Source organism: Flavobacterium chryseum (genome assembly GCF_004362015.1).
Classification (GTDB): domain Bacteria; phylum Bacteroidota; class Bacteroidia; order Flavobacteriales; family Flavobacteriaceae; genus Flavobacterium.
Genome location: NZ_SNWW01000002.1, coordinates 466,045 through 490,809, shown reverse-complemented (window position 1 = coordinate 490,809; position 24,765 = coordinate 466,045). Strand labels below are relative to the sequence as shown.

Genomic DNA, 24,765 nt, shown 5'->3' with positions numbered 1-24,765 from the left:
AAAGGTACAAAGGCACAAAGTTGCAGAGGTACAAAGGTTTAAAAACCTTAGAAGAGACCTTTGAACCTTTGTCCCTCTGAACCTCTGAACCTCAAAAAATGGAAGTTAAAGTAATAAAAATTGGTGGAAACATCATCGACAACCCAACCGAATTAGAACAAATCTTAACCGATTTTTCTAAAATCGAAGGTTATAAAGTTTTGGTTCACGGCGGTGGAAAATCGGCTACAAAAATGGCACAAAGTATTGGTTTGGTTCCGCAAATGATTGACGGACGCCGAATCACTGATGCTCCAATGCTTGATGTTGTGGTCATGATTTACGCAGGACAAATCAATAAACATATTGTAGCGCAGTTGCAGGCAAAAGACAATAATGCAATTGGCTTTTCGGGAGCTGATGGAAATTTGATTCAGTCAACAAAACGAAATCACCCAACAATCGATTACGGATTTGTAGGCGATGTAAAACAAGTCAATACTTCTTTATTGAAAACGTTACTCGAAGCCGGAATTGTACCTGTTTTCTGTGCCATTACACACGACAAAAACGGTCAATTATTAAACACAAATGCTGATACAATTGCTAGTGAATTATCAATAGCATTGTCTGAATTTTTCGATGTTACGCTTACGTATTGTTTTGAAAAACAAGGAGTTTTGCAAGATTCAGAAGATGATTCATCTGTAATAACAGAAATAAACGAAGAACTATACAATAATCTAAAAGCAGAAAAAGTAATCCATTCCGGAATGATTCCTAAACTGGATAATTGTTTTAATAGTTTATCAAGAGGTGTACAAAAAATCAAAATTGGGCATCATAAAATGCTTCAAAATCCTGATGTTCTGCATACGACAATTACGTTATAAAAGAGGTTGCCACGAATTACACGAATTTTCGCGAATTAAAAATCAACGAAAATAAAAAATTAGTAAAAATTCGTGTAATTCGTGGCAAAAAAATACGACTGCATAAGTTATTTAAATATTAATTTAAGAAATTTGCGCAAATTAAAATCGTCACAGATTTAATTAAAAACTTTGTGACTTCGTGCCTTAGCGGCAAAGAAACCATAACTATGAAAAATATTGCAACGCTTACCCAGGAAGCAATTAGTTTATTAAAAAACCTTATTGAAACGCCTTCATTTTCAAGCGAAGAAGATCAAACGGCACTTTTAATAGAAAATTGGTTCAACCAAAACGAGATTCCTTTTAAAAGAGAAAACAATAATGTGTGGGCTTTCAATAAATATTTCGACGAAAATAAACCAACACTTTTACTGAATTCGCATCACGATACGGTAAGACCTAATCAGGCTTACACAAACGATCCGTTCGAAGCGATTGAAAAAGACGGTAAATTATTCGGTTTAGGAAGCAATGATGCCGGCGGTTGTTTAGTTTCATTATTAGCGACTTTCGTTCATTTTTACGAAAATCAAAATTTGCCATATAATATTGTAATCGTGGCTTCCGCCGAAGAAGAAAGCAGCGGGAAAAACGGTTTAAACAGCGTTTTAAAGCATTTACCAGAATTAGATTGCGCGATTGTTGGCGAACCAACTTTAATGCAATTGGCTGTAGCCGAAAAAGGTTTGTTGGTTTTGGATGTAAAAGTGAAAGGAACTGCAAGTCACGCCGCACATCAAAACGATGATAATTCATTATACAAATCAATTCCGGTAATGGAATGGTTTAAAAACTATAAATTCGACAAAATCTCAGATGTTTTAGGTCCCGTAAAAATGACTGTAACACAAATCAGCGCAGGAAAACAGCATAATGTTGTACCGTCAGAATGTGATTTGGTAGTTGATATTCGAGTAACAGACCGATATTCTAACACCGAAATTCTAGAAGTTGTAAAAGCAAACGTAAATGCCGAAGTAACGCCAAGATCAATGCATTTAAACGCTTCATCTATTCCAGTTTCACATGGTTTAGTACAAGCTGGAATCGCTTTAGGAAGAACAACTTACGGATCGCCAACACTTTCAGATCAATCTGTTTTGAGCTGTCAGTCTTTAAAATTAGGACCAGGAGAAACGTTACGTTCACATTCAGCAGACGAATTTATTTTTATCAACGAAATAGAAGAAGGAGTCGATTTGTATATCAAAATACTAACGGATTTCTTTAAATTATAATATTTTTTAGTAGCTAATCCCGCTATCCGTTTCAATCTTTTGTGCCGAACCCCGGCACAAAAGGATTTCCACTACTATCGGGGCTAGAAATACCGCAATATAAACAACAACATTAGAATAAATTAGAAATAAACACAAAGAAAGAAATCTAGATTCTAAGAAGTCTAAAAATCTAAGCAGTCTAACAATCTAATCATCTAAGAAGTCTAAAAATCTACCTATGAAACTTTGGGAAAAAGGAATACCAACAGACAAACAAATCGAACATTTCACAGTAGGAAACGATCGTGAACTTGATTTGGTTCTGGCGAAATATGATGCTTTAGGTTCAATCGCTCACGCTAAAATGCTTGGGCAAATTGGGTTATTAACTCAGGAAGAAACGACTTCTTTGGTCGATGCATTAAACGAAATCATTGCTGATGTTGCCAAAGGAAACTTTGAAATCGAAGACAGTTTTGAAGATGTTCATTCTAAAATCGAATATCTTTTAACCGTAAAACTAGGCGATGCCGGAAAAAAAATTCACACTGCGCGTTCCCGTAACGATCAGGTTTTGGTCGATGTTCATTTGTATTTAAAAGACGAATTAAAAGCAATCAAAGAACAGGTGAAAACTTTGTTTGATTTATTAATGGAATCGGCAGAGAAACATCAAAACGTTTTATTGCCGGGTTATACGCACTTACAAATCGCAATGCCATCGTCATTCGGAATGTGGTTTTCTGCTTACGCCGAAAGTTTAATTGATGATGTTACGATGCTAAATGCAGCTTCAAAAATTGTCGATCAGAATCCGTTAGGATCTGCAGCAGGATACGGAAGTTCATTTCCAATCAACAGAACTTTTACAACGCAGGAATTAGGTTTTGAAACATTGAAATTCAATGCTGTCGCCGCTCAAATGAGTCGTGGAAAAGCAGAAAAAACAGTCGCTTTTGCGATGAGCAGTGTTGCAGCAACATTATCAAAATTTGCAATGGATGTCTGTTTGTATATGAGTCAGAACTTTGATTTTATAAGCCTTCCGGGGCATCTTACAACAGGTTCGAGCATTATGCCTCACAAAAAGAATCCCGATGTATTTGAATTGATTAGAGGAAAATGCAATAAAATTCAGGCGCTTCCTTACGAAATAACTTTAATTACCAATAATTTACCAAGCGGTTATCACAGAGATTTACAGCTTTTAAAAGAAGGATTGTTTCCTGCAATTCAAACTTTAAAATCATGTTTAGATATTGCAATTTTCTCGGTAAAAGATATTACGGTAAAAGACAATATTTTAAAAGATAAAAAATACGATTACTTGTTTACAGTAGATACTTTAAATGAAATGGTGGTTGCCGGAATGCCATTTAGAGATGCTTACAAAGCTGTTGCAGAACAATTAGAAGCGGGAACATATCAATCTCCAAAAGAAACCAAACACACGCACGAAGGCAGTATCAATAATTTATGCTTGAATGCGATTAAAGATAAAATGAAGGCAGCTTATTAAAACAGGATTGCTACTAAATAAAAAACCGATTTGTATATCTAATACAAATCGGTTTTTTTTATGTAAATTATATTCGATTAACTTTTCTTTGCAAAGCTTGAAGCTATTACGCCTGTCGAACTAACCTGAAGTGTAGCTCCCGCGCCATACGATTTATTGGTTACATATTCTTCTACTTTTTCCAAAGGAATTGAAGTATAGTTATAAGTAGGTTTACTTACTGTTGTTCCAAAATCCATTGAACCTTTACGACAATGATCGAATGCAATTCCAACTGTTCCTCCATCTGTACTTATATATTCTTTAAATACTTTTTCGACTTTTGCAAAATCAGTACCTTCAACGTAGCAGGTTGAGTTTTTAGCTCCTCCGCCTAAACCAATAGCGACAGAACCAGATTCTGAAGTATTATAATAACAATTCAGGATATGAATTTCTGCATTTCTCGCACGTGGCATTCTTTGTTTACAGCCGTCTGCCCAATAACAATTTTTAAAAGTGATGCTATAATGCCCATCCGCAGGAAAATCATTTTTGCCGGAACCAATTAGATTGCTAAAACTATGATCGTCAGCTGCGCCTGAACCTCCTGATTTTGGAGCTTTTAGATAAGTAAATTTGCACCATGAAACCGTAACATTATCTGCTTTTCCTTTATTGTCAAAATTTCCGTCCTGTCCATCCTGAAATTCACAATGATCTACCCAAAGATTCGTACAATCTGCTGTTAAGTTATCCTGACCGTCAATATCGTAGGATCCTGGTCCAACAAAAACTAAATTTCTAATAATTACATTATTAGAACCAGTTTTTAAATACAATATTCCCGCGCCGGGATTCGATTGGTTTTCGTTTACAAGTTTTGCGCCCGGTAATCCGATAATAGATTTGTTTGTAACCACTTGTTGTATAGGTTTACCACTAGGAATTGTAATTGTTCCTGAAACCAAAATTACTTCAGGATTATTGCTTTTAATTTTTGCCAGTAAATCATCATAAGAGGTTACTGTAACCGGTGTTGCATTTCCTCCTCCAGTTGTTTGAGCTCCAAATCCTTCGGGAGATGCCATGTAGTAATTTTGTGCAGACAGATTAAATAAACTCCAGAGTAAAAAGAGTAAAGTGAGTTGTTTTTTCATTTTAAGTTTGTTAGGTGGTTTTGGTAAAGTAATCAATTAATGTAATCGATTACACGAATGTAATTAATAATATTTTACAATCAATAATTTTAATAAAATATTATAAATAACTACTGAAATCAACAACCGCCGAGGCTTTTTTATAGGTTTCTTTTTACTTAAAGTTTATCCATAACAAAAAAAGACTATTTTTGATTTGCACGTTATAATATAAAGTATGAATAAATTTGATGACCAGTCCACAAAATCATTATTAGATAAAAATTTGATTACCGAAAATCAATATCAGGAAATTGCTGCTTATCGCAATCTGAATATTTTTTCACTAAATGCCGAATTGAAATTTTTCCTTTACCTGTCTGTTTTACTCTTTACTTCCGGAGTTGGGGTTCTAATTTATAAAAATATAGACAGCATTGGTCATATTGCTTTACTTTCAATTCTGTTTATAATTATTTGTGTCTGTTTTTATTACTGTTTTAAAAATTCAAAAGGATTTCAAAAAACAGAAACTGCTTTCGAGCATCCCGTTTTAGAATATTTGGTTTTAGCAGCCAATATTCTAACATGTATTTTTATAGGATATTTGCAATTTCAATATAAACCTTTCGGAACTCATTACGGATTAGCCACATTAATTCCAACAATTGTCAGTTTCTTTTGTGCTTATTATTTTGATAATAAGAGTGTTTTAACGATTGCAATTACGGGTTTAGCAGCTTATGTGGGTCTTTCGGTTACGCCACAGGATTTATTAAATAATACTAATTTCTATGAAGATCAAACGTTAAGCTATTCTGCAATAATATTGGGTGTCTTGCTTATTTTATGGACGATTTATAGTTCGCGAATTCAATTAAAAACACATTTTACTATTATCTATTTAACTTTTGCATTGCATATTATAAGCATTGCATCAATTAGCAGTTTAATAGATTATTTTGAAGATATAATCTGGTTGTTTTTCGTAATTGTTTTGGCTGCCTCTTGTTACTATTTCTATAAAATAAGCCATGAACTTAAAGCGATTTCATTGTATGTTTTTATGATTTTATATGCCTTTATCGGAATCAACATCGTGCTGTTTAGAATTTTTTATAATATTGATTTTTCTGATTTATGGACGTTATTTATTTTGCTTTTACCTGCCTATTTTATTGGCTCAATTGTAGTGTTTATTAAACTAATTAAAAAATTCAATAAAGAAATAGCCGAATGATAGTACACGATAAAAATTTATTAAACAATGTCGCTTTAGTTGAAGAAGCAGACACTTTAAAATCAGGAGGTTTCATCAGCAAGGAACAAAAGGATTTAATTAAAAAAGAATTGCCGGTTTTTAAAAGTCAAAGCAATCTTCTCGTTCGATTAGGATTCTTTTTGCTAGGATCGTTTTTATATTCATCGATGTGTAGTGCAATTTCTTTAGTAGCACTTAGCGGTGAAGAGTTTTATTTTAAAATTTGCTTTTATATTTTTGCTGTAATAGGTTTTGTTGGGTCAGAAATGCTGGCTAATCGAAAATATTACGGGCACGGTTTAGACGATGCTTTTATTCTCGGAGGCATTATGAATGTTGGTGTTGCAATAGCAATAACTACAGATGGATATGAATTAGTAATTGCCGTTTTTGTCGCCATTGCTTCATTTGTAATGTATCGAAGATATTTGCACTTGCTCTCATTGCTAGTTTTTTGTTTGGCGGCTTCAGCTGTTTTATTTTATGGTTTGTTCGAATTTGGCGCTATCGGAAAAACGATTTTACCTTTTATAGCGATGTTATTTGCTGCTGGTTTTTATTTTTTTACCAAAAAATCAATTGATAATCTTACTCAGGTTTATTATTACAAAGGTCTTTTGTTAGCAAATAGTTTTTGTTTAGTTCTCTTTTATCTTTCGTGCAATTATTTAGTGGTCAGAGAACTTTCTGTATTGCTTTTAGATAATGAAATTTTTCCCGGAACTGATATTCCGTTTGCTGTTTTCTTTTACGCCTTCACTTTTATTGTACCAGTTTTATATTTGGTTCAGGCTTTAAGAACAAAAGACAGAATCATGCTTTGGATCAGTTTTTTAGCAATTGGTTTCTCCATATTTACAATTCGATTTTATTATTCGGTTTTACCAATTGAAACTGCTTTAACTCTGGGAGGATTGGTATTGTTTACAATTGCCTATTTTTCAATAAGAAAATTAAAAGAACAAGAAAGTGGTTTGACTTTTAAACCAGACAGAATCAAAAATTCAGATGCTTTTTTAAATGCCGAAGCCTTAATAGTAGCCTCAACTTTTGGAATGAAACCGGGAGTAAAACCGGAAAATTCTCCAATGGAATTTGGAGGTGGAGGTTTTAGTGGTGGCGGATCTGAAGGTAATTTTTAAATATATAAAAAAAACGCTGAAAGTTTAATTTCAGCGTTTTTTATTGTTATCTATTAGGAGATTTCTTAATCAAGATATTGCTCGTATTCATCTATTTTTGAACGTAAACGATTTTCTAAATATTCATTTCCGCCTTTTAATTTTTCAAGGATAATTTTAGCTTCTTCTCTGTATTCTGTTCTTTTAAGATTATCCCAGCTTTTTGGAGGTTTTTGAAGATTTGTGATTCTGTCAGCTAATTTTACAGCCCAAATTTCTTTTTCCTGTTTCGAAATTCTGTTGATACTATCCAGCATTTTTTCCTCCTTTGGTAAATTGTCATTTTTAGTCAGAGCAGAAACTCCTTCGGCAACTTCAATTCCAAATTCAAGTTTTAATTCTTCAAAAGTTGTATTAGTATCTTCCAGCGTATCATGTAATAAGGCAACCTGAGTAGCAAAATTCAAGTCAAATTCTTCTGTATTATATGATGCTATTAAAATTTCCATCGCAACATTACTTAAATGAATGACATACGGAAAATTAGAATCTTTAATAGTCTGGTTAATTTCTAAATGTTTTAAAGTTGCAAAAATTATTGTTTTTTGATAAATCGTCTGAACATCCATTTAATCATTTTTAGAAATTACTGCACTTTAGTTTTCAGCGCTTCAGCATCAATATCGCTGTGCGAAACATCGTAAACTGCTTTTCCGTTTTTGATCAAGATAAGCTGCGGAGATTCGTGATAAACATTAAACTTATTTGCTATTTCATTTGAGATATCGCGATGCGCAATCAAATCTAAAAAATAGGCATCAACTGTATCATTTAGGTCATATTCACGTTCAAATTGCTTTAGAGCCATTTTACTAATGCTGCATCTTGTGCTATGTTTGAATATTACGACAGGCTTTTCGTTCGATATTGCTTCGATTTCCTGCAATTGTAATATATCAGTTAATTCGATCCAGTTTACATTGCTTTTTGGAGAATCTGTATTCTCTGAACTTCCGAAGATTGAATTTAAAAAACTCATATTTGACTTGTTTTATGACTTTTTGACGTTAATAATGAACTTAAAAGCTAAGAAAAACGCCATTTTGTCTGTAATTTTAATATGGAATATAATTTGAATATTCCAGCAAAGTTATATCATTTAAAATTAAAAAAGTAATGCAATAAATCTAATTTTGATGGTATCGATTATCAAATTGAAAAAAAGAAAACCTAAATCATACAAAAAATGAACATAAATAAATTTACAACAAAATCTCAGGAAGCCATTCAGCTATCACAGCAATTGGCGCAACGATACGGACAACAGCAAATAGAAAACGAACACATTTTTAAAGCCATTTTTGAGGTTGATGAAAATGTAGCACCTTTTATTTTGAAGAAACTAAACGTAAATGTGCCGTTGTTTTTACAAATATTAGATTCTACAATTCAGAGTTTTCCAAAAGTTTCCGGAGGCGATATTGTACTTTCAAGAGATGCGAATAAAGCATTGAATGAGGCTGAAATAATCGCTCAAAAAATGAACGACGAATATGTTTCGATCGAACATTTAATATTGGCTATTTTCGATTCAAAAAGCAAAGTTGCTCAAATCTTAAAAGATCAGGGCGTTACCGGAAAAGCATTAAAAGCAACAATCGAAGAACTTCGAAGAGGCGAAAGAGTAACTTCCGCTTCTGCAGAAGAAAATTATAATTCACTAAATAAATACGCTAAAAACTTAAACGAATTAGCGCGTACCGGAAAACTGGATCCCGTTATTGGGCGTGACGAAGAAATTCGTCGTGTATTGCAAATCCTTACCCGTAGAACAAAAAATAACCCAATGTTAGTGGGTGAACCCGGAGTTGGTAAAACCGCTATTGCCGAAGGTTTAGCGCACAGAATTGTTGATGGAGATGTTCCGGAAAACCTAAAAGATAAAATCGTTTTCTCACTAGATATGGGAGCGCTAATTGCTGGTGCAAAATACAAAGGTGAATTTGAAGAGCGTTTAAAATCGGTTGTAAAAGAAGTTACGGCTGCCGAAGGTGATATCGTTTTATTTATCGATGAAATTCACACGCTTGTAGGCGCGGGTGGAGGAGAAGGCGCAATGGATGCGGCGAATATCTTGAAACCGGCTTTGGCTCGTGGAGAATTAAGAGCAATTGGTGCAACAACATTAGACGAATATCAAAAATATTTTGAAAAAGACAAAGCATTAGAACGCCGTTTTCAAAAGGTTTTAATTGATGAACCGGATACTGAAAGTGCGATTTCAATTTTACGTGGAATTAAGGAAAAATACGAAACGCATCATAAAGTTCAAATTAAAGACGAAGCGATTATTGCGGCTGTAGAACTTTCGCAACGTTATATTACGAATCGTTTTTTGCCGGACAAAGCCATTGATTTGATGGATGAAGCGGCTTCTAAACTGCGTATGGAAATCAATTCTAAACCAGAAGAACTGGATGTTTTAGATCGTAAAATCATGCAGTTGGAAATCGAAATTGAAGCCATTAAACGTGAAAAAGAAGAAAGCAAGCTAAAAATCCTCCGAATGGATTTGGCAAATCTGAAAGAAGAACGCAACGAAATCTACACCAAATGGAAATCTGAAAAAGATGTTGTAGACGGAGTTCAGGCGGTAAAATTAGAAATTGAAGATTTTAAACACGAAGCAGAACGTGCAGAACGTGAAGGCGATTACGGAAAAGTAGCCGAAATTCGTTACGGAAAAATCAAAGAAGCACAAGAACGCCTTGATGTTTTATTGAAACAATTGCAGGAATATCAGTCTGGTAATTCGTTAATTAAAGAAGAAGTAACCCGCGAAGATATTGCCGAAGTTGTAGCAAAATGGACAGGAATTCCGGTTATGAAAATGCTTCAGACAGAAAGAGAAAAACTGTTGCATCTTGAAGATGAATTACACAGAAGAGTTGTGGGGCAGGAAGAAGCAATTGAAGCCGTAAGTGATGCCGTAAGAAGAAGCAGAGCCGGTTTGCAAGACATGAAAAAACCAGTTGGAACCTTTTTATTTTTAGGAACAACCGGAGTTGGTAAAACTGAGTTAGCAAAAGCTTTGGCAGAATATTTATTCGACGACGAAAATGCCATGACCAGAATCGATATGAGTGAATATCAGGAACGTCATAGTGTGAGCCGTTTAGTAGGTGCGCCTCCGGGATATGTAGGTTATGACGAAGGTGGACAATTGACTGAAGCCGTTCGTAGAAAACCATATTCTGTAATTTTGTTAGATGAAATTGAAAAAGCGCATCCTGATACATTCAATATTTTATTGCAGGTTTTAGATGAAGGCCGATTAACAGATAATAAAGGTCGTTTGGCCGATTTCAAAAACACAATTATCATCATGACATCCAATATGGGAAGTCAGATTATTCAGGAGAAATTCGAGAATCTAAAAGGTGGCGTTGAAGCGGCAACAGAAGCGGCAAAAGTTGAAGTTTTAGGATTATTGAAACAAACCGTTCGTCCGGAATTTATAAACCGTATCGACGAAATTGTAATGTTCACACCTTTAACAATCGATAATATTTCGAGAATTGTAAGCTTGCAGCTTAAAAGTGTTACCAAAATGCTGGCGTTACAAGGCATTACAATGGATGCGACTCCAGAAGGAATTAAATATCTTTCAGACAAAGGTTTCGATTCGCAGTTTGGTGCAAGACCGGTAAAACGTGTTATTCAGAGAGAAGTTTTGAATCAGCTATCAAAAGAAATTTTAGCTGGAAAAATTACTACTGACAGCATTATTTTGATAGATGCTTTTGATGGAAAATTGGTTTTTAGAAATCAAACTCAAAATCAAACTGTATAATAATTTTTAGATTTAATAAAAGTGAAAACACCAGTCGAGAGGCTGGTGTTTTTTTGTCTAATTAAATTCAATCCGTAAATAATGAAACTTTTTTTAAAAGTATTATAAAAATAAATCTTTCCTAAATTCTCATCTTTACGTTTAAATTTAATTAACTTAAAAACTAAAGTACTATGAACAATTTATTTAGAGGATTATTGGCAGGTTACGGCGCAAAGAAATTAGGAGGCGGATGCTTCGGGACAATTTTTGTTTTTATAATTATCTGGGTGCTTTTAGGCCAATGTAGCCATTAATTTGAATGAATTAATAAATAAAAAAGTATTAAATTCGCAGAAAATAAAATAAAATGGCTTCAGGTTTTTTCGTACTATTAGATGATATCGCAGCAATAATGGATGATGTTGCAGTAATGAGTAAAATTGCAGCAAAAAAAACTGCAGGTATTCTGGGCGATGACCTGGCCGTTAATGCCGAAAAAGCTTCAGGATTTGCTTCATCACGAGAACTTCCGGTATTGTGGGCAATTAGTAAAGGTTCACTACTTAACAAAATTATCATTTTGCCAATCGCATTTTTATTAAGTGCATTTTTACCTGTTGCTATTATTGTAATCCTTGTACTTGGAGGACTTTTTTTAGCTTATGAAGGAGCCGAAAAAATCTACGAATTTATATTTCCACATGGGCATGAAGAATCAGAAGGAATAACCGATGAAACTTTTACGGAAGAACAAATTTTGGAAGCTGAAAAAGGCAAAATTAAATCAGCAATTATAACTGATTTTATATTATCAGTAGAAATCGTAATTATCGCTTTAGGTACTGTAATTGAGGAACCCTTAATGCAGCAAATCGTTGTAACTTCTATAATTGCATTAATTGCAACTATTGGCGTTTACGGAATTGTTGCTCTTATTGTTCGAATGGATGAAGCAGGTTATAAGCTTATCAAATTGAGCAAAAAAGAAAAAAGTATATCAAAATTTATTGGTAATGTATTGGTAAAAGCCCTTCCGCTGGTTATTAAAAGTTTAACCGTAATTGGTACAATTGCTTTATTACTTGTTGCTGGTGGTATTTTCGTGCATTATATTCCATTTTTCCATCATTTATCACCTAAGATTAATATCCCTGTAATTATAAAAGAATTTGTAGTAGGTTTAGTACTAGGATTAGTAGTTTTGGGAATAGTAAATCTTTTTAAAAAGTTATTCGGTAAAAAAGAAAAAGCAACAGCATAATAATTCACACTCATATAAAATAAAAAACACTGGTCAAATGGCCAGTGTTTTTTTTTTAAGCAGGGATTTATTTTTTTCATAAAACCATCAGTCCCGCTATTTACTATATCTTTACCCGGCTAAACAAGCCAGAAAAAGGATATCGTTACTATCGGGGCTAGATATGAACTTTTACTTTTTATAAGACCTTAACCCACTTTGTCATTCCTCTAAAATTTACTATTTTTGCACTCTAAATTTTATGTCATGCCGAAAAGAAAATATAAAATAGCCGTTGTTCAGTTAAATCTTAACGATGTTGCCGAAAATAATCTTAAAAAATGTATCAGTTGGGTAAAAGATGCTGCCAATAAAGGAGCAGAAGTTATTTTATTACCAGAATTATATAGCAGCCATTATTTTTGCCAAAGCGAAGATGTAGACAATTTTGCATTAGCAGAACCACTTTACAGCACTTCGTTTATTGCTTTTAGCGAACTGGCAAAAGAATTAGAAGTTGTTATAATCGTTCCGTTTTTCGAAAAAAGAATGGCTGGAATTTACCACAATAGTGCATACATTATTGATACTGACGGTACAGAAGCAGGTTTGTATCGTAAAATGCACATTCCGGATGATCCTCATTTCTATGAAAAATTTTATTTTACTCCTGGCGATCTAGGTTTTCAGGCAATTGAAACTAAAAAAGGAAAAATTGGAACCCTTATTTGCTGGGATCAATGGTATCCGGAAGCAGCACGTATTACAGCATTAAAAGGTGCTGAAGTGTTGTTTTATCCAACAGCAATTGGTTGGCATCCAAAAGAAAAAGAGCAATACGGAGAAAACCAATACGGTGCCTGGATGAATGTTATGAAAGGTCACGCTGTTGCAAACGGAGTTTTTGTTGCTGCTGCAAACAGAATTGGTTTAGAAAAATACATTGAAGGAACTGAAGGAATCCAATTTTGGGGAGCTTCGTTCATCGCTGGCCCACAAGGGGAAATTTTAGCTCAGGCTTCTCACGATCAGGAAGAAATTTTAATAGCAGAAGTAGATTTAGATCTTCAGGAAAATGTTCGCCAAAACTGGCCATTTTTCAGAGACAGAAGAATTGATGCTTTTGGCGATATTACAAAAAGAGCAATTGATTAATTTTAATTAAATATATAAAAGGAAAAAGGACAAAATATAATTTTGTCCTTTTTTTTTATCCCAAAAAAAAGGCTGTTTCAAATATTTGAAACAGCCTTTTTCTAATATATGTATATAATTATTTTACCTTAAAAGTAACTCTTCTCACGATTTGACGAGCTTCTTTAGAATTTTTATTCACAGAAGTATCTTCACCGTTAGCAATTACATTCAGTCTTGAAGCATCAATTCCAGCGTTTATAGCTACGTTTTTCACAGCTTCAGCTCTTTTTCTGGATAATTCACTGTTGTAATCTGAGCTTCCGATTTCATCTGAATATCCAATGATATCTGCAGATTTACCAGGATTGTTTTTCAAATATTTCACTAAGAAATCAACACCTGATAAAGAAGCGTTTGTTGGTTTAGAAGAGTTAAAATCGAAATAAACATTTACATATCCTCCGTTAATTAATTCTTCAACTGTATTGTTTGTTGCTGTTTCTCCGCCTTTTTGAACGTAAGTTTTCTCTAAATAACTTTCCAATTCATCCGGAACACCATTTTGATTGTTATCAATAGATTGTCCTTTTGTATTTACAGCAACTCCTGAAACAGTGTTTGGCTCTAAATCGTATAAATCAGCAACACCATCTTTATCAGTATCTATAAGACCAGTTTCGATAGTTGTAACTCTGTCTTCTAATTTATTTAATCTTTCATTTTCTTCAGAATACCAGTCAGCATGTTTTTCATTTTTACCTAAGTAGAAAGTCAAACCAACAGAAGCATTTAATAATACACCGTCAAATGAACCGCTAGTTGTTGGTCCCATACCGTCAAAATTCCAGTTTTGTCTTCCGTTTACAATCCCTGTTAAATCTCCTGTTAGGGCAACTCTGTTACTTAACCTAATTTGTCCAGTTAAACCAACAATACCATGTCCTACATAATCTTCTCCATCAAAACCTGAATCAGATGTTAATTGTGAAACTCCAAAACCACCGTGTGCCAAAAGACCAAAAGTGTTTGTCCATGTTTCAAAATTTAAAGCTCTTCCAACATTAATAACTCCTTGTAAACTTGTTCTTATCAATCTGCTTTCAAATTCTGGCGTGTCATCGCGTTCCTGAAACTGATCATATCCAACATCCAGTTTCAAACCAAATTTTGGATTAAACATATATCTTACTCCCAAATCAGCATGAAATGGATTAAGTGTTGCAGTAGAGTAACCATCAGTCATCGTTCTGGTTGGTTTGTTTACCCCACCATTCAATTCGATAGACCATTTGTTATATGCAGGTTTGTCAACAGTAGGTTGAACAGACGTTGTTGCCATGTTTTGTGCATTCGCAGCAAAAGCGAGTAATAAAAGTGATACGGAAGCTAATTTCTTTTTCATGTTATCTAAGTGTTTAATTTAATATTTTAAGTTTTTTTAAACTTAGAGCAAACTTAGAGCAATGATTTTCCTTTATGTTCCATACATAAGCGCGGGTTTTATATAATTTCCATCTTTTAATTAGAAAAAACCGCATTTTGTTAAATAAAACCTAATTTTTAACTAAAAAAGGGAACAAAATTGATTTGTTCCCTTTTTTTTAATCGAATAGATGCTGAATTTATTTCAAATCCGGCTGAAAGATTTTTATAGTTCCATCACCTTCGCTGCTTACGATTACCAGACTTCTTTTTGTTGGACTTTTAGAAGCCGGAATAAATAATACACCTTCTGGAGCGTCACCTGTTTTTACCGTTTGTAAGTATTGAGGTGATGCTGGATTTGTTACATCATAAGTCATAAAAGCATCAGATCTTTCTAAACCTACAAATAATATATTCTGATTTCCCATTTTGGCAACCACTACAGCTTCTGGTTCAGAACCTTTGTCGTCGCTTCGTTTATCATCATAAGTCCCTAATTCCTGTGTTTTTTTGTCTGCATCATTTTTACTGTCAAAAACAATTTTTCCAGTGTTACCATTCCATATAGAAAAAGAACGTGCTCCAAAACTAACCATTTCGTCTAAATCTCCATCGCCGTCAGTATCTCCCATATCAGCAATAAGGTTTAATCTTCCTAAATTAGGTTCTAATTTTAAAGTTGCAGCATCAGGAAAAACTGTTGCGTCTAACTTCATATCCTTCATTCTTTTAATATCTGTGTAAGCTGTATATTCTCTTGCATCTCCTTCATTTGCTGTAACAAAATACGGAACATTGTTTGCAGAAAAATGGCTTATAGCATCCGGCATAAACATTCCTTTTACTTTCCAAGGATTAAAAGCTACCTTATCATCTTTATCACTTACATCAATTGCATTGTCAGCAGTATTAAAATCTTTAAAGCCTAAAGGATAAATTGCTGTTATAGTTTTAGAAGTTAAATCTACTTTTGCAACTCCATTATTTTCCTGTAATGTAACCCAAGCCGTTTTAGAATCATCAGAAATAGTTACATATTCCGGTTCAATATCCTGAGCAAAACTGCTGGCAAATTTTGAAATTCTAAATCCGTCTTTTTTCAGTGCATCAGCCTGATTGCTAAAAGAACTAAAGTCTAAAGTCGTAACCGCATAATTGTTAGTTACTTCAATAATAGAAATTGTTCCATTTGGATCTTGCAAATAATCTGTACTTGGTTCACCTTCGTTTGCGGTCATAATATATTTTCCGTCAGCAGAAAAAGTAATCATGTCCGGCAATGCACCAACTGTAACTTGTTTAATTAGGCTATAATCAGAGGTGTTAAAAATAACAACCTTTCCGTTTCCTTGTTTGTTAACTGTTGATTCTAAAGCAACAGCCAATTTTCCGTCATAAACAGAAACACTGTTTGAAGCACCTTCATAAGGCGTTAAATCAATTTTACCAACCTTAGTAGGTTTTGTCGGGTCAGAAATATCAATTACATCAATTTGGTTTGTTCCGCTATTGTTTACTGTAAAAAGTCTTTTGGTTTTTTCATCATAAGCTGAAATTTCTGCTGCTGCTTCTCCGCCAATAGTTATAGAACCAATTTCCTTAAAAGTGGCAGGATTTTCATTTACAACAACTTCTGGTTCTTCGTTGTTAGAATTTTCATCATTATTACAACTTGCAAAAATTGTAATTAATGCTAATAATGAAAGACTTAATTTTTTCATGTTATTTTAGTTTTTAGTTTCGCCAAAAGTAATTCCCGGATGTAGAGTGTATATTAAGGTTGTATTATTTAATCTTTAACTTAAATTTTTTAAATGCATACGATTTTAATTCTGCTATTTTAAAATCCTTCCGAATGCTTATCTTTGTACTCTTTTAAATTTTAGAACCTTTATATGTCAACAAATAATAGAAGATTTCCAGCAGAATGGGAAAAACAACAAGGAATTGTATTATGTTTTCCGCATAATGGTAACGACTGGCCGGGAAAATATGAGGCTGTTCAGTGGGCATTTGTAGAATTTATAAAAAAAGTAGCCACTTTTGAAACTGTTTTTTTGGTCGTAGCCGATGAAAAACTAAAAGGAAAAGTAGCTGAAATGTTAGAAAGTGCACGTGTAAATGTTGCAAATATATCTTTCATTATTCATAAAACAAACCGAAGCTGGATGCGCGATTCAGGACCAATTATTGTAAAAAATGGTTCAAAAAGAGAAGCACTAAATTTTAATTTTAATGGATGGGCCAAATACAAAAACTATCAGTTAGATAAATTTGTTCCCGGCAAAATTGCTGATTTTATTGATGTTCCGTTAACACAAGTAATGTATAAAGGAAAACCGGTAATTGTTGAAGGCGGTGCCATTGATGTAAACGGAAAAGGAACCTTATTAACTTCTGAAGAATGTTTGATGCACCCGACAATTCAGGTTCGAAATAAAAATTTTACCAAAGAAGATTACGAAGCTGTTTTTAAAGAATATCTTGGAGTTACCAACGTAATTTGGCTTGGAGACGGAATTGAAGGTGATGATACACACGGCCATATCGACGATTTATGCCGATTTGTAAATGAAGATACAATCGTAACAATTGTTGAAACCGACAAAAACGATTCAAATTACAAACCACTACAAGACAATTTAAAGCGTTTGCAAAATGCAAAACTTGAGGACGGGAAATCGCCAACAATTGTTGCATTGCCAATGCCAAAACGTGTCGATTTTGAAGATTTAAGATTACCGGCAAGTTATGCTAATTTCTTAATTCTGAATAAATGTGTACTTGTACCAACTTTTAATGATAGTAACGACAGAGTAGCTTTAAATATACTTTCAGAATGTTTTCCTGACAGAGAAGTAATCGGAATTAGTTGTATCGATTTTATCTGGGGATTCGGAACTTTGCATTGTTTGAGCCAGCAGATTCCGGCTTAGTTTGTCTAAAAAATAATCTCGCAAAGTCGCGAAGTCGCAAAGGTTTATTTTTAAGTTTTTGCTTTTAAACTTTGCGGCTTCGCGACTTTGCGAGATTCAAACATAAAATTTTTTATTTAAAAATAAAGCATAAAAAAAACCTTGGCAACAACCAAGGTTTTTTGTTTTTTATATCTATTGAGATAATTTATCTGATCTTCATGGTCTGATAAAAGGAGGTAATAATTGGCTGCTAACCTCTCCGAAGCCAAGTCTTACTTCAGCATTTTCGCAGAAACCTCTAATAATTACCGTATCATTATCTTCGATAAATTTACGCTCACTTCCGTCTTTTAACTTCAAAGGATTTTGTCCACCCCAAGTTAGTTCCAACATAGAACCAAAACTATCAGGAGTTGGACCAGAAATTGTTCCTGAACCCATCATATCACCAGAATTTACACGACATCCGTTTGAAGTATGATGTGCTAATTGCTGGCTCATTGACCAATATAAATATTTGAAATTTGATTTTGAAACTACAGTTTGTTCTGCATCTTCAGGTTTTATTGAAACTTCTAAATGAATATCAAAAGCTTTTTTTCCTTTAGTCTGTAAGTAAGGAAGCGGCGACGGGTCTTGTTTTGGTCCTTTAGTTCTAAAAGGCTCCAAAGCATCCATAGTCACAATCCACGGAGAAATTGATGTAGCGAAATTTTTTGCTAAAAAGGGTCCAAGAGGGACATATTCCCATTTTTGCATATCACGCGCACTCCAATCATTCAATAAAACCATTCCGAAAATATAATCTTCGGCTTCGTATGTTGGGATATTTTCTCCCATTATATTTACGTCGGTTGTAATGAAAGCAGTTTCCAATTCAAAATCTACTAAACGAGACGGACCAAAAACAGGATATTTTTCTCCTGCAGGCAAAGTTTGTCCCATTGGTCTGTGAACCGGAATTCCGGACGGAACAATAGTAGAACTTCTTCCGTGGTAACCAACCGGAATGTGTAACCAGTTAGGTAATAAAGCGTTTTCAGGATCGCGGAACATTTTTCCAACGTTCGTTGCATGCTCTTTACTAGAATAAAAATCAGTATAATCACCAATTAAAACCGGTAATTGCATTTCGATATCATCGATATTAAAAATAACAATATCGCGATCTTTTGTTGAATCCCGAAGCTGTGAGTTGGTTTCGTCGAAAATATCAGCGATACGATTTCGAACTAAACGCCATGTTTTTTTTCCATCAGAAATAAAATCATTAAGCGTATCCTGCATGAACATATCATCAGTTAAATCTATTCCTTCAAAATAGTTCAATTGTTGTAAAGCGCCTAAATCTATAGCGTAATCGCCAATTCTTGTTCCTACGGTAACGACATTTTCTTTAGTAAGAAATACACCGAAAGGAATATTTTGAATAGGGAAGTCACTATTTTCTGGTACTTCTAACCATGATTTTCTTTTGGTATCGTTGGCGGTTATTGGCATGTGAATGTTAATTATTTGTTGAAAAATTGTATGTCAAATATATCATAATCTAACAGTATGACAAACGTTTTTTTGTATTTTTGCAGGAAATTAACGAAAAACGAAAAAATGCAACGCGACGAACAAATTTTTGACCTTATACTAGAGGAACAAGACAGACAAATTCATGGATTAGAACTTATCGCTTCTGAGAATTTTGTAAGTGATGAAGTAATGGAAGCAGCTGGTTCTGTTTTAACTAATAAATATGCCGAAGGATATCCTGGCAAAAGATACTACGGCGGTTGCGAAGTAGTTGACGTTATTGAGCAAATTGCAATAGACAGAGCTAAAGAATTATTTGGTGCTGAATATGCAAACGTGCAACCTCACTCAGGTTCTCAGGCTAATACAGCAGTTTACCATGCATGTTTAAATCCTGGTGATACTATTTTAGGTTTCGATTTATCTCACGGTGGTCACTTAACTCACGGTTCTCCTGTAAACTTTTCAGGTCGTTTATACAAACCGGTTTTTTACGGTGTAGATGCTGAAACTGGTCGTTTAGATTATGACAAAATTCAGGAAATTGCAACTAGAGAACAACCAAAATTAATCATCGCAGGAGCTTCGGCTTATTCTCGTGATATGGATTTTGAGCGTTTCAGAGTAATTGCTGATAGCGTTGGAGCAATTTTATTTGCTGATATTTCTCATCCTGCAGGTCTTATTGCAAAAGGATTAATGAATGACCCAATTCCACATTGTCATATTGTTTCTACAACAACTCACAAAACTTTACGTGGACCACGTGGAGGTTTGATCTTGATGGGGAAAGATTTTGAAAATCCACAAGGATTAAAAACTCCAAAAGGAGAAATCAGAATGATGTCATCATTGTTAGATTTAGCAGTTTTCCCTGGAAATCAAGGTGGACCTTTAATGCACATTATCGCTGCAAAAGCAGTTGCTTTTGGTGAAGCGCTTAAAGATGAGTTCTTTACTTATGCGATGCAATTGCAAAAAAATGCAAACGCTATGGCAGATGCTTTTGTAAAAAGAGGATACAAGATTATTTCTGGAGGAACTGATAACCACATGATGCTTATTGACTTAAGAAATAAAAATATTTCTGGTAAAGAAGCTGAAAACGCATTGGTAAAAGCAGAAATCACAGTAAATAAAAATATGGTTCCATTTGATGATAAATCACCATTTGTAACTTCAGGAATTCGTGTAGGAACAGCTGCAATAACAACTCGTGGTTTGGTTGAAGAAGATATGGAAACTATCGTAGCGTTAATCGACAGAGTATTGGCAGATCATACAAACGAAGCTGTTATTGAAGAAGTAGCAAACGAAGTAAACGAAATGATGAGCGAAAGACCAATTTTCGTTTACTAATATATTAGTCATAAAGTCTTAAAGTCGAAGGTCGAAAGTCTTGAAATAGAATGTAAATTTCTGTTTTAATTTTGATCTTCGACTTTTGTTTTTTTTTGACTTTACAACTTTTTGACTTTCAAACTTTAAGACTTAAAAAAATGGGCGTACTAAGATTACAATTACCAACTGACCCAAGATGGGTAAATATTGTTGAGAAAAATATTGAAGAAATCTTAACAGATCATGCTTGGTGCGAGCAAAAAGCAGCAACAAACGCGATAACCATAATAACCAATAATTCTGAACATCAGGATTTGGTGAAAGATTTATTGGCTTTAGCCAAAGAAGAAATTGATCATTTTGAACAAGTTCATAATATCATCATCAAAAGAGGATTAAAATTAGGACGCGAACGCAAAGACGATTACGTAAACGAGCTTTATTTATATATGAAGAAAAGCGGCGACGGAAGCCGTGTATCAGGTTTGGTAGAAAGATTATTATTCTCAGCCATGATCGAAGCCAGAAGCTGCGAACGTTTTAAAGTATTATCTGAAAACATTCAGGACGAAGAATTAGCCATTTTTTACAGAGACTTAATGGAAAGTGAAGCCGGACATTATACTACATTCATTACTTACGCAAGAAAATACGGAGTAGGAATCGACGTTGAAAAACGCTGGAGAGAATGGCTGGCCTTCGAAGAATCTATCATTACCAATTACGGAAAAGGCGAAACGATTCACGGATAGTTTATTAAAAATTCCAATTAAAAAATTCCAAATTCCAAACTTGCTGGATAAATCTTTTTTTTCAATTTTTTATTTGTTTTCAAGTTGCATGTTTGCAACCTTGAGCGAATTCGAAACGAGCTCCAATTAGAAATTTTTGTGAATCTTTATAAAGTCTTTGCGAAGCTCTGTGAAAAAAAAAATAAAAAATCCGTTTTAAATCCGCGTTTTCGCGATAGCGAATCCGTATAATCCGCGTTCAAATAAATGCAAAGTTTTTTATAATCTAAAATCAGAAATCTAAAATCGCTATCTTTGAAAGTAACCAAAATGTAAAGACATGAGAATAGAAACTGATCTGAAATTAGGATTTAAAGATGTAATGATTCGACCAAAAAGATCAACGCTGAAAAGCAGATCTGAAGTTTCACTAGATCGGAATTTTAAATTTTTGCACTCCACCACAAATTGGACAGGAATTCCAATAATGGCGGCAAATATGGATACAGTTGGGACTTTTGAAATGGCTCAGGTTTTGGCCAAAGAAAAACTTTTTATAGCCATTCACAAACATTATACTTTAGAAGACTGGAATAGTTTTTTGAAAAATGTTACACCGGATTTCTACGATTATATTGCCATAAGCACCGGAACTGGAAAAGAAGATTTTGAAAAAATAGGTCAAATTATAACGTCTAATCCTTTACTGAAATTCATTTGTATTGATGTTGCAAACGGATATTCGGAACATTTTGTTCAGTTTTTAAAACAAACCCGAAAACAATATCCGGATAAAGTTATTATTGCCGGAAATGTAGTTACGGGCGAAATGGTCGAAGAATTATTATTGGCCGGCGCAGATATTGTAAAAGTCGGAATTGGTCCTGGTTCTGTTTGTACAACACGTGTTAAAACCGGTGTTGGTTATCCACAACTTTCTGCAATTATAGAATGTGCCGATGCTGCTCACGGTTTAGGCGGACATATTATTAGCGATGGCGGCTGCAGTACTCCGGGCGATGTTGCCAAAGCATTTGGCGCAGGTTCAGATTTTGTAATGTTGGGCGGAATGTTAGCCGGACATACAGAAAGCGGAGGAGAATTAATCGAAATTGACGGGCAAAAATTCAAACAATTTTACGGAATGAGTTCGACAACGGCAATGGACAAACACGTTGGCGGCGTTGCAGAATACAGAGCAAGCGAAGGCAAAACCGTTCAGGTTGCTTTTAAAGGAAATGTGATCAATACCGTTTTAGATATTTTGGGTGGTTTGCGTAGCACTTGCACGTATGTTGGTGCTTCAAGGCTAAAAGAACTTACCAAACGCACGACTTTTATAAGAGTTAGCGAACAGGAAAATCAAATTTTTACAAAATAAAAGTATTTTAAAATTTATGATTACAATTTCAGAAGCAACAATAAACGATCTTAAAATAATTCAGGAAATTGCACATAAAACCTGGCCACTTACCTATGGCGAAATTTTATCAAAAGAGCAATTAGATTTTATGCTGAACATGATTTATTCTGATGAAGCATTAACAAAACAATTTCAGAAAAAAGAACAATTATTTTATTTGATTTCCGATTCAGAATCTACTTTAGGTTTTATCGGAATTGAACATCATTATAAAAATGGAGCCGTTACAAGAATTCATAAAATATATCTTTTACCGGAAACTCAAGGGAAAGGCATCGGAAAAATAGTTATTGAAGAAATCGAAAAACTGGCTGTAGCAAATAATTCAACGGCATTATCATTAAACGTAAACCGATTTAATAATGCATTACGTTTCTATCAGAAATTAGGTTTTGAAGTTATCGATGAAGTCGATATCGAAATTGGGAACGGCTTTTTAATGGAAGATTATGTTATGGAGAAGAGATTATAATTAATTTTTGAATATAAATTATCAGCAAATGAATTTTATTAAAAACCTTTTAGGTAAAACAAAAATTTACGAATTTGTATTTGATCAGGACGGGAAACATCAACTTGGAGGTGATATACCAACAGAATTTATAGTACCAGATAACGAATTTAAATCAAATTTCCAGTATTTAGGTTTTATAAATAATGATGACGAAATTTTCAATTGGCTTCCATTTAAACTAAACTTAATATGTCCAATATATTTAGATTTTGATTTAGTATTTCTTGATTATGAAAAACCAAATGAACCAAAATTAATTTATCCAAAAAATACTGCCGAAATAGGAAGTGCATATACAATTTTAGACATAAATTCGAAAGTGATTTACGAAGCTCAAAGATTTTCTTTAGAAGAATTTGACGGCGTTACAGAAGATAATGAATTTGATATTAAAGGAATTGCAGGAAAGCCATATTGGGATCAAAAACATAATATTCCGATTTGTCCTAAAACAAATAATAAAATGAAATTTGTTTGCCAATTAAGTAGTTGGAATGATGTGCCAACAAAATATACAAATGTTGTAGCTAAAAGCGAGTATGAACAAAAGTTATTCTCGAAAATGAATTTTTGGTGTGACGGTAATTTGTATGTTTTTATAGAACCTAAAGCAAAAACGGTCTGCTATTTTATACAAAATACATAACATTATATTAAAAAAATGACCTAAAACTCAAATGAAAGTAATAGGTCAATATAATAAAATTTTAAAAAGAGAGATGATTATTTCTTCCAATTATATTCCTCAATCTGTTTGATTATCGTTTCTCCAGACTTGATAACATTATTAAAATTTTAGGTTTAAAATAAGAAAGTAAATCCTGAAAAACTTCTAATTAACTCACAATAATATCATGCTTAAACAATAAGCCTTTTACTTCTTTCAAAGCAAAAACAGCTTTCTTAAGTTTAGTTTTTGATGGATCAATAGTATAATTATAACTCGTTTTAAAATCAGCTTTATTGGCAATTGCTTTATCAAATTCGGATCTATATAAATCGCAATTTTCAAAAAGAACACTTGTAAGATCAGTTGCCATAAAATCTACCGCAACCAAACTGCAATTGGTAAAGGTTGTTCCTTTTATTTTTAAAGTATAAAATTTCGAAAAATCGAGAATGCAATCGTAAAAATGAACTTCAAAAATGAGTTTGTCGCACATCGCAAAATTTACTTCTTTAATCTCACAACGATTAAAAGTCGCGGTTCTAAAAGCTACATAATTGACTTTGGCTTCGCTAAAAATGCAATCATTAAAAACACAGTCAATAAAAGTTACCGCTAAAAAAGTGCAGGCTGAAAAATTACAATTATTAAAAATACAACATTCGAAATCCTTAAAATTAAGATCGTCTCTACCATAAATTTTGGTATCGTATTCTTTATCAAGGAAATATTCAGATTCTTTTTTCAATGCTGTTTTGAAGATTATTTAAGACTGAAAAGATAATAATTAAGCCAGATAATTGATGTCTTTTTATTCACTTATTTTTAAAGATGTAGGAATGTCGATGTGTTTTTTA

22 protein-coding genes are annotated in these 24,765 nt (G+C 33.6%); 15 read left to right on the top strand and 7 right to left on the bottom strand.

Features of this window, described 5'->3' with window-relative positions:
• The first annotated feature begins 98 nt into the window (after positions 1–98).
• The 3 genes from argB to argH all read left to right on the top strand — a co-directional run bounded on the left by argB (position 99) and on the right by argH (position 3,653).
• Positions 99–872 (top strand): acetylglutamate kinase, encoded by a 774-nt coding sequence (gene argB, locus EV143_RS05860; protein WP_133507035.1) that lies wholly within the window; start codon positions 99–101, stop codon positions 870–872.
• A 209-nt stretch (positions 873–1,081) separates the two neighbouring features.
• The gene (locus tag EV143_RS05855; RefSeq protein ID WP_133507034.1) at positions 1,082–2,152 is read left to right on the top strand and encodes a M20 family metallo-hydrolase; all 1,071 of its coding nucleotides are present in this window, start codon (positions 1,082–1,084) and stop codon (positions 2,150–2,152) included.
• A 220-nt stretch (positions 2,153–2,372) separates the two neighbouring features.
• Entirely contained in the window at positions 2,373–3,653 is a 1,281-nt protein-coding gene (gene argH, locus EV143_RS05850) for an argininosuccinate lyase (RefSeq protein WP_133507033.1), read from the top strand.
• 77 nt (positions 3,654–3,730) lie between these two features.
• On the opposite strand, the gene EV143_RS05845 is transcribed toward argH, so the two are convergent.
• The gene (locus EV143_RS05845; RefSeq protein WP_133507032.1) at positions 3,731–4,792 is read right to left on the bottom strand and encodes a pectate lyase family protein; all 1,062 of its coding nucleotides are present in this window, start codon (positions 4,790–4,792) and stop codon (positions 3,731–3,733) included.
• Between the two features lie 217 nt (positions 4,793–5,009).
• Between EV143_RS05845 and EV143_RS05840 the strand changes: the two genes are divergently transcribed.
• Together EV143_RS05840 and EV143_RS05835 are read left to right on the top strand one after the other, a co-directional pair.
• Positions 5,010–6,011, top strand: coding sequence for a DUF2157 domain-containing protein (locus EV143_RS05840; protein WP_133507031.1), 1,002 nt, complete (start codon positions 5,010–5,012; stop codon positions 6,009–6,011).
• On the top strand, positions 6,008–7,174 hold the full coding sequence (locus tag EV143_RS05835; RefSeq protein WP_133507030.1) for a hypothetical protein: 1,167 nt from the start codon (positions 6,008–6,010) through the stop codon (positions 7,172–7,174). The genes EV143_RS05840 and EV143_RS05835 overlap by 4 nt, the downstream gene beginning before the upstream one ends.
• Positions 7,175–7,239: 65 nt before the next feature.
• Here EV143_RS05835 and EV143_RS05830 read toward each other — a convergent pair whose 3' ends face one another.
• Together EV143_RS05830 and ytxJ are read right to left on the bottom strand one after the other, a co-directional pair.
• Entirely contained in the window at positions 7,240–7,782 is a 543-nt protein-coding gene (locus EV143_RS05830) for an HD domain-containing protein (RefSeq protein ID WP_133507029.1), read from the bottom strand.
• Between the two features lie 17 nt (positions 7,783–7,799).
• The gene (ytxJ, locus tag EV143_RS05825) at positions 7,800–8,192 is read right to left on the bottom strand and encodes a bacillithiol system redox-active protein YtxJ (RefSeq protein ID WP_133507028.1); all 393 of its coding nucleotides are present in this window, start codon (positions 8,190–8,192) and stop codon (positions 7,800–7,802) included.
• A gap of 207 nt (positions 8,193–8,399) precedes the next feature.
• On the opposite strand from ytxJ, the gene clpB reads away from it, so the two are divergent.
• The 4 genes from clpB (at position 8,400) to EV143_RS05810 (ending at position 13,383) form a co-directional block, all read left to right on the top strand.
• A complete protein-coding gene (clpB, locus tag EV143_RS05820; protein WP_133507027.1) occupies positions 8,400–11,006 on the top strand; it encodes an ATP-dependent chaperone ClpB in 2,607 nt (868 codons plus the stop codon).
• Positions 11,007–11,179: 173 nt separating this feature from the next.
• A complete protein-coding gene (locus EV143_RS21885; protein WP_042564396.1) occupies positions 11,180–11,302 on the top strand; it encodes a hypothetical protein in 123 nt (40 codons plus the stop codon).
• A 53-nt stretch (positions 11,303–11,355) separates the two neighbouring features.
• Positions 11,356–12,249: a DUF808 domain-containing protein gene (locus EV143_RS05815; RefSeq protein WP_133507026.1), complete on the top strand. Its 894-nt coding sequence runs from the start codon at positions 11,356–11,358 to the stop codon at positions 12,247–12,249.
• A gap of 246 nt (positions 12,250–12,495) precedes the next feature.
• Entirely contained in the window at positions 12,496–13,383 is an 888-nt protein-coding gene (locus EV143_RS05810) for a carbon-nitrogen hydrolase (protein ID WP_133507025.1), read from the top strand.
• A 118-nt stretch (positions 13,384–13,501) separates the two neighbouring features.
• On the opposite strand, the gene EV143_RS05805 is transcribed toward EV143_RS05810, so the two are convergent.
• Entirely contained in the window at positions 13,502–14,767 is a 1,266-nt protein-coding gene (locus tag EV143_RS05805; RefSeq protein ID WP_133507024.1) for an OmpA family protein, read from the bottom strand.
• A gap of 220 nt (positions 14,768–14,987) precedes the next feature.
• Positions 14,988–16,511: a choice-of-anchor I family protein gene (locus EV143_RS05800; RefSeq protein WP_133507023.1), complete on the bottom strand. Its 1,524-nt coding sequence runs from the start codon at positions 16,509–16,511 to the stop codon at positions 14,988–14,990.
• Positions 16,512–16,685: 174 nt separating this feature from the next.
• Here EV143_RS05800 and EV143_RS05795 point away from each other — a divergent pair, with 174 nt between their 5' ends.
• Positions 16,686–17,726 (top strand): agmatine deiminase family protein, encoded by a 1,041-nt coding sequence (locus EV143_RS05795; protein WP_133507022.1) that lies wholly within the window; start codon positions 16,686–16,688, stop codon positions 17,724–17,726.
• A 198-nt stretch (positions 17,727–17,924) separates the two neighbouring features.
• Here the strand turns inward: EV143_RS05795 and fahA are convergent, their stop codons facing one another.
• Positions 17,925–19,208, bottom strand: a complete 1,284-nt coding sequence (gene fahA, locus EV143_RS05790) for a fumarylacetoacetase (RefSeq protein ID WP_133507021.1) — start codon at positions 19,206–19,208, stop codon at positions 17,925–17,927.
• A gap of 108 nt (positions 19,209–19,316) precedes the next feature.
• On the opposite strand from fahA, the gene glyA reads away from it, so the two are divergent.
• From glyA to EV143_RS05765, 5 genes are all read left to right on the top strand, one after another.
• Positions 19,317–20,591 (top strand): serine hydroxymethyltransferase, encoded by a 1,275-nt coding sequence (glyA, locus tag EV143_RS05785; RefSeq protein ID WP_133507020.1) that lies wholly within the window; start codon positions 19,317–19,319, stop codon positions 20,589–20,591.
• A gap of 140 nt (positions 20,592–20,731) precedes the next feature.
• A complete protein-coding gene (gene miaE, locus EV143_RS05780; protein WP_089481597.1) occupies positions 20,732–21,325 on the top strand; it encodes a tRNA-(ms[2]io[6]A)-hydroxylase in 594 nt (197 codons plus the stop codon).
• Positions 21,326–21,644: 319 nt separating this feature from the next.
• The gene (locus tag EV143_RS05775) at positions 21,645–22,685 is read left to right on the top strand and encodes a GMP reductase (protein ID WP_133507019.1); all 1,041 of its coding nucleotides are present in this window, start codon (positions 21,645–21,647) and stop codon (positions 22,683–22,685) included.
• Positions 22,686–22,701: 16 nt separating this feature from the next.
• Positions 22,702–23,199, top strand: a complete 498-nt coding sequence (locus EV143_RS05770) for a GNAT family N-acetyltransferase (protein WP_133507018.1) — start codon at positions 22,702–22,704, stop codon at positions 23,197–23,199.
• Between the two features lie 28 nt (positions 23,200–23,227).
• Positions 23,228–23,887, top strand: a complete 660-nt coding sequence (locus tag EV143_RS05765) for a hypothetical protein (protein ID WP_133507017.1) — start codon at positions 23,228–23,230, stop codon at positions 23,885–23,887.
• A 190-nt stretch (positions 23,888–24,077) separates the two neighbouring features.
• On the opposite strand, the gene EV143_RS05760 is transcribed toward EV143_RS05765, so the two are convergent.
• Positions 24,078–24,656 carry a pentapeptide repeat-containing protein gene (locus EV143_RS05760; RefSeq protein WP_133507016.1) on the bottom strand — a complete coding sequence of 193 codons (579 nt, stop codon included), beginning with the start codon at positions 24,654–24,656 and terminating at the stop codon, positions 24,078–24,080.
• Positions 24,657–24,765: the final 109 nt, after the last annotated feature.

Coding starts and splice junctions, on each gene's coding strand:
- argB (WP_133507035.1), top strand. CDS start 99: ATGGAAGTTAAAGTAATAAAAATTGGTGGAAACATCATCGACAACCCA.
- EV143_RS05855 (WP_133507034.1), top strand. CDS start 1,082: ATGAAAAATATTGCAACGCTTACCCAGGAAGCAATTAGTTTATTAAAA.
- EV143_RS05835 (WP_133507030.1), top strand. CDS start 6,008: ATGATAGTACACGATAAAAATTTATTAAACAATGTCGCTTTAGTTGAA.
- clpB (WP_133507027.1), top strand. CDS start 8,400: ATGAACATAAATAAATTTACAACAAAATCTCAGGAAGCCATTCAGCTA.
- EV143_RS05815 (WP_133507026.1), top strand. CDS start 11,356: ATGGCTTCAGGTTTTTTCGTACTATTAGATGATATCGCAGCAATAATG.
- EV143_RS05810 (WP_133507025.1), top strand. CDS start 12,496: ATGCCGAAAAGAAAATATAAAATAGCCGTTGTTCAGTTAAATCTTAAC.
- EV143_RS05795 (WP_133507022.1), top strand. CDS start 16,686: ATGTCAACAAATAATAGAAGATTTCCAGCAGAATGGGAAAAACAACAA.
- EV143_RS21885 (WP_042564396.1), top strand. CDS start 11,180: ATGAACAATTTATTTAGAGGATTATTGGCAGGTTACGGCGCAAAGAAA.
- EV143_RS05840 (WP_133507031.1), top strand. CDS start 5,010: ATGAATAAATTTGATGACCAGTCCACAAAATCATTATTAGATAAAAAT.
- miaE (WP_089481597.1), top strand. CDS start 20,732: ATGGGCGTACTAAGATTACAATTACCAACTGACCCAAGATGGGTAAAT.
- EV143_RS05830 (WP_133507029.1), bottom strand. CDS start 7,782: ATGGATGTTCAGACGATTTATCAAAAAACAATAATTTTTGCAACTTTA.
- argH (WP_133507033.1), top strand. CDS start 2,373: ATGAAACTTTGGGAAAAAGGAATACCAACAGACAAACAAATCGAACAT.
- fahA (WP_133507021.1), bottom strand. CDS start 19,208: ATGCCAATAACCGCCAACGATACCAAAAGAAAATCATGGTTAGAAGTA.
- EV143_RS05765 (WP_133507017.1), top strand. CDS start 23,228: ATGAATTTTATTAAAAACCTTTTAGGTAAAACAAAAATTTACGAATTT.
- EV143_RS05775 (WP_133507019.1), top strand. CDS start 21,645: ATGAGAATAGAAACTGATCTGAAATTAGGATTTAAAGATGTAATGATT.
- EV143_RS05845 (WP_133507032.1), bottom strand. CDS start 4,792: ATGAAAAAACAACTCACTTTACTCTTTTTACTCTGGAGTTTATTTAAT.
- glyA (WP_133507020.1), top strand. CDS start 19,317: ATGCAACGCGACGAACAAATTTTTGACCTTATACTAGAGGAACAAGAC.
- ytxJ (WP_133507028.1), bottom strand. CDS start 8,192: ATGAGTTTTTTAAATTCAATCTTCGGAAGTTCAGAGAATACAGATTCT.
- EV143_RS05800 (WP_133507023.1), bottom strand. CDS start 16,511: ATGAAAAAATTAAGTCTTTCATTATTAGCATTAATTACAATTTTTGCA.
- EV143_RS05770 (WP_133507018.1), top strand. CDS start 22,702: ATGATTACAATTTCAGAAGCAACAATAAACGATCTTAAAATAATTCAG.
- EV143_RS05805 (WP_133507024.1), bottom strand. CDS start 14,767: ATGAAAAAGAAATTAGCTTCCGTATCACTTTTATTACTCGCTTTTGCT.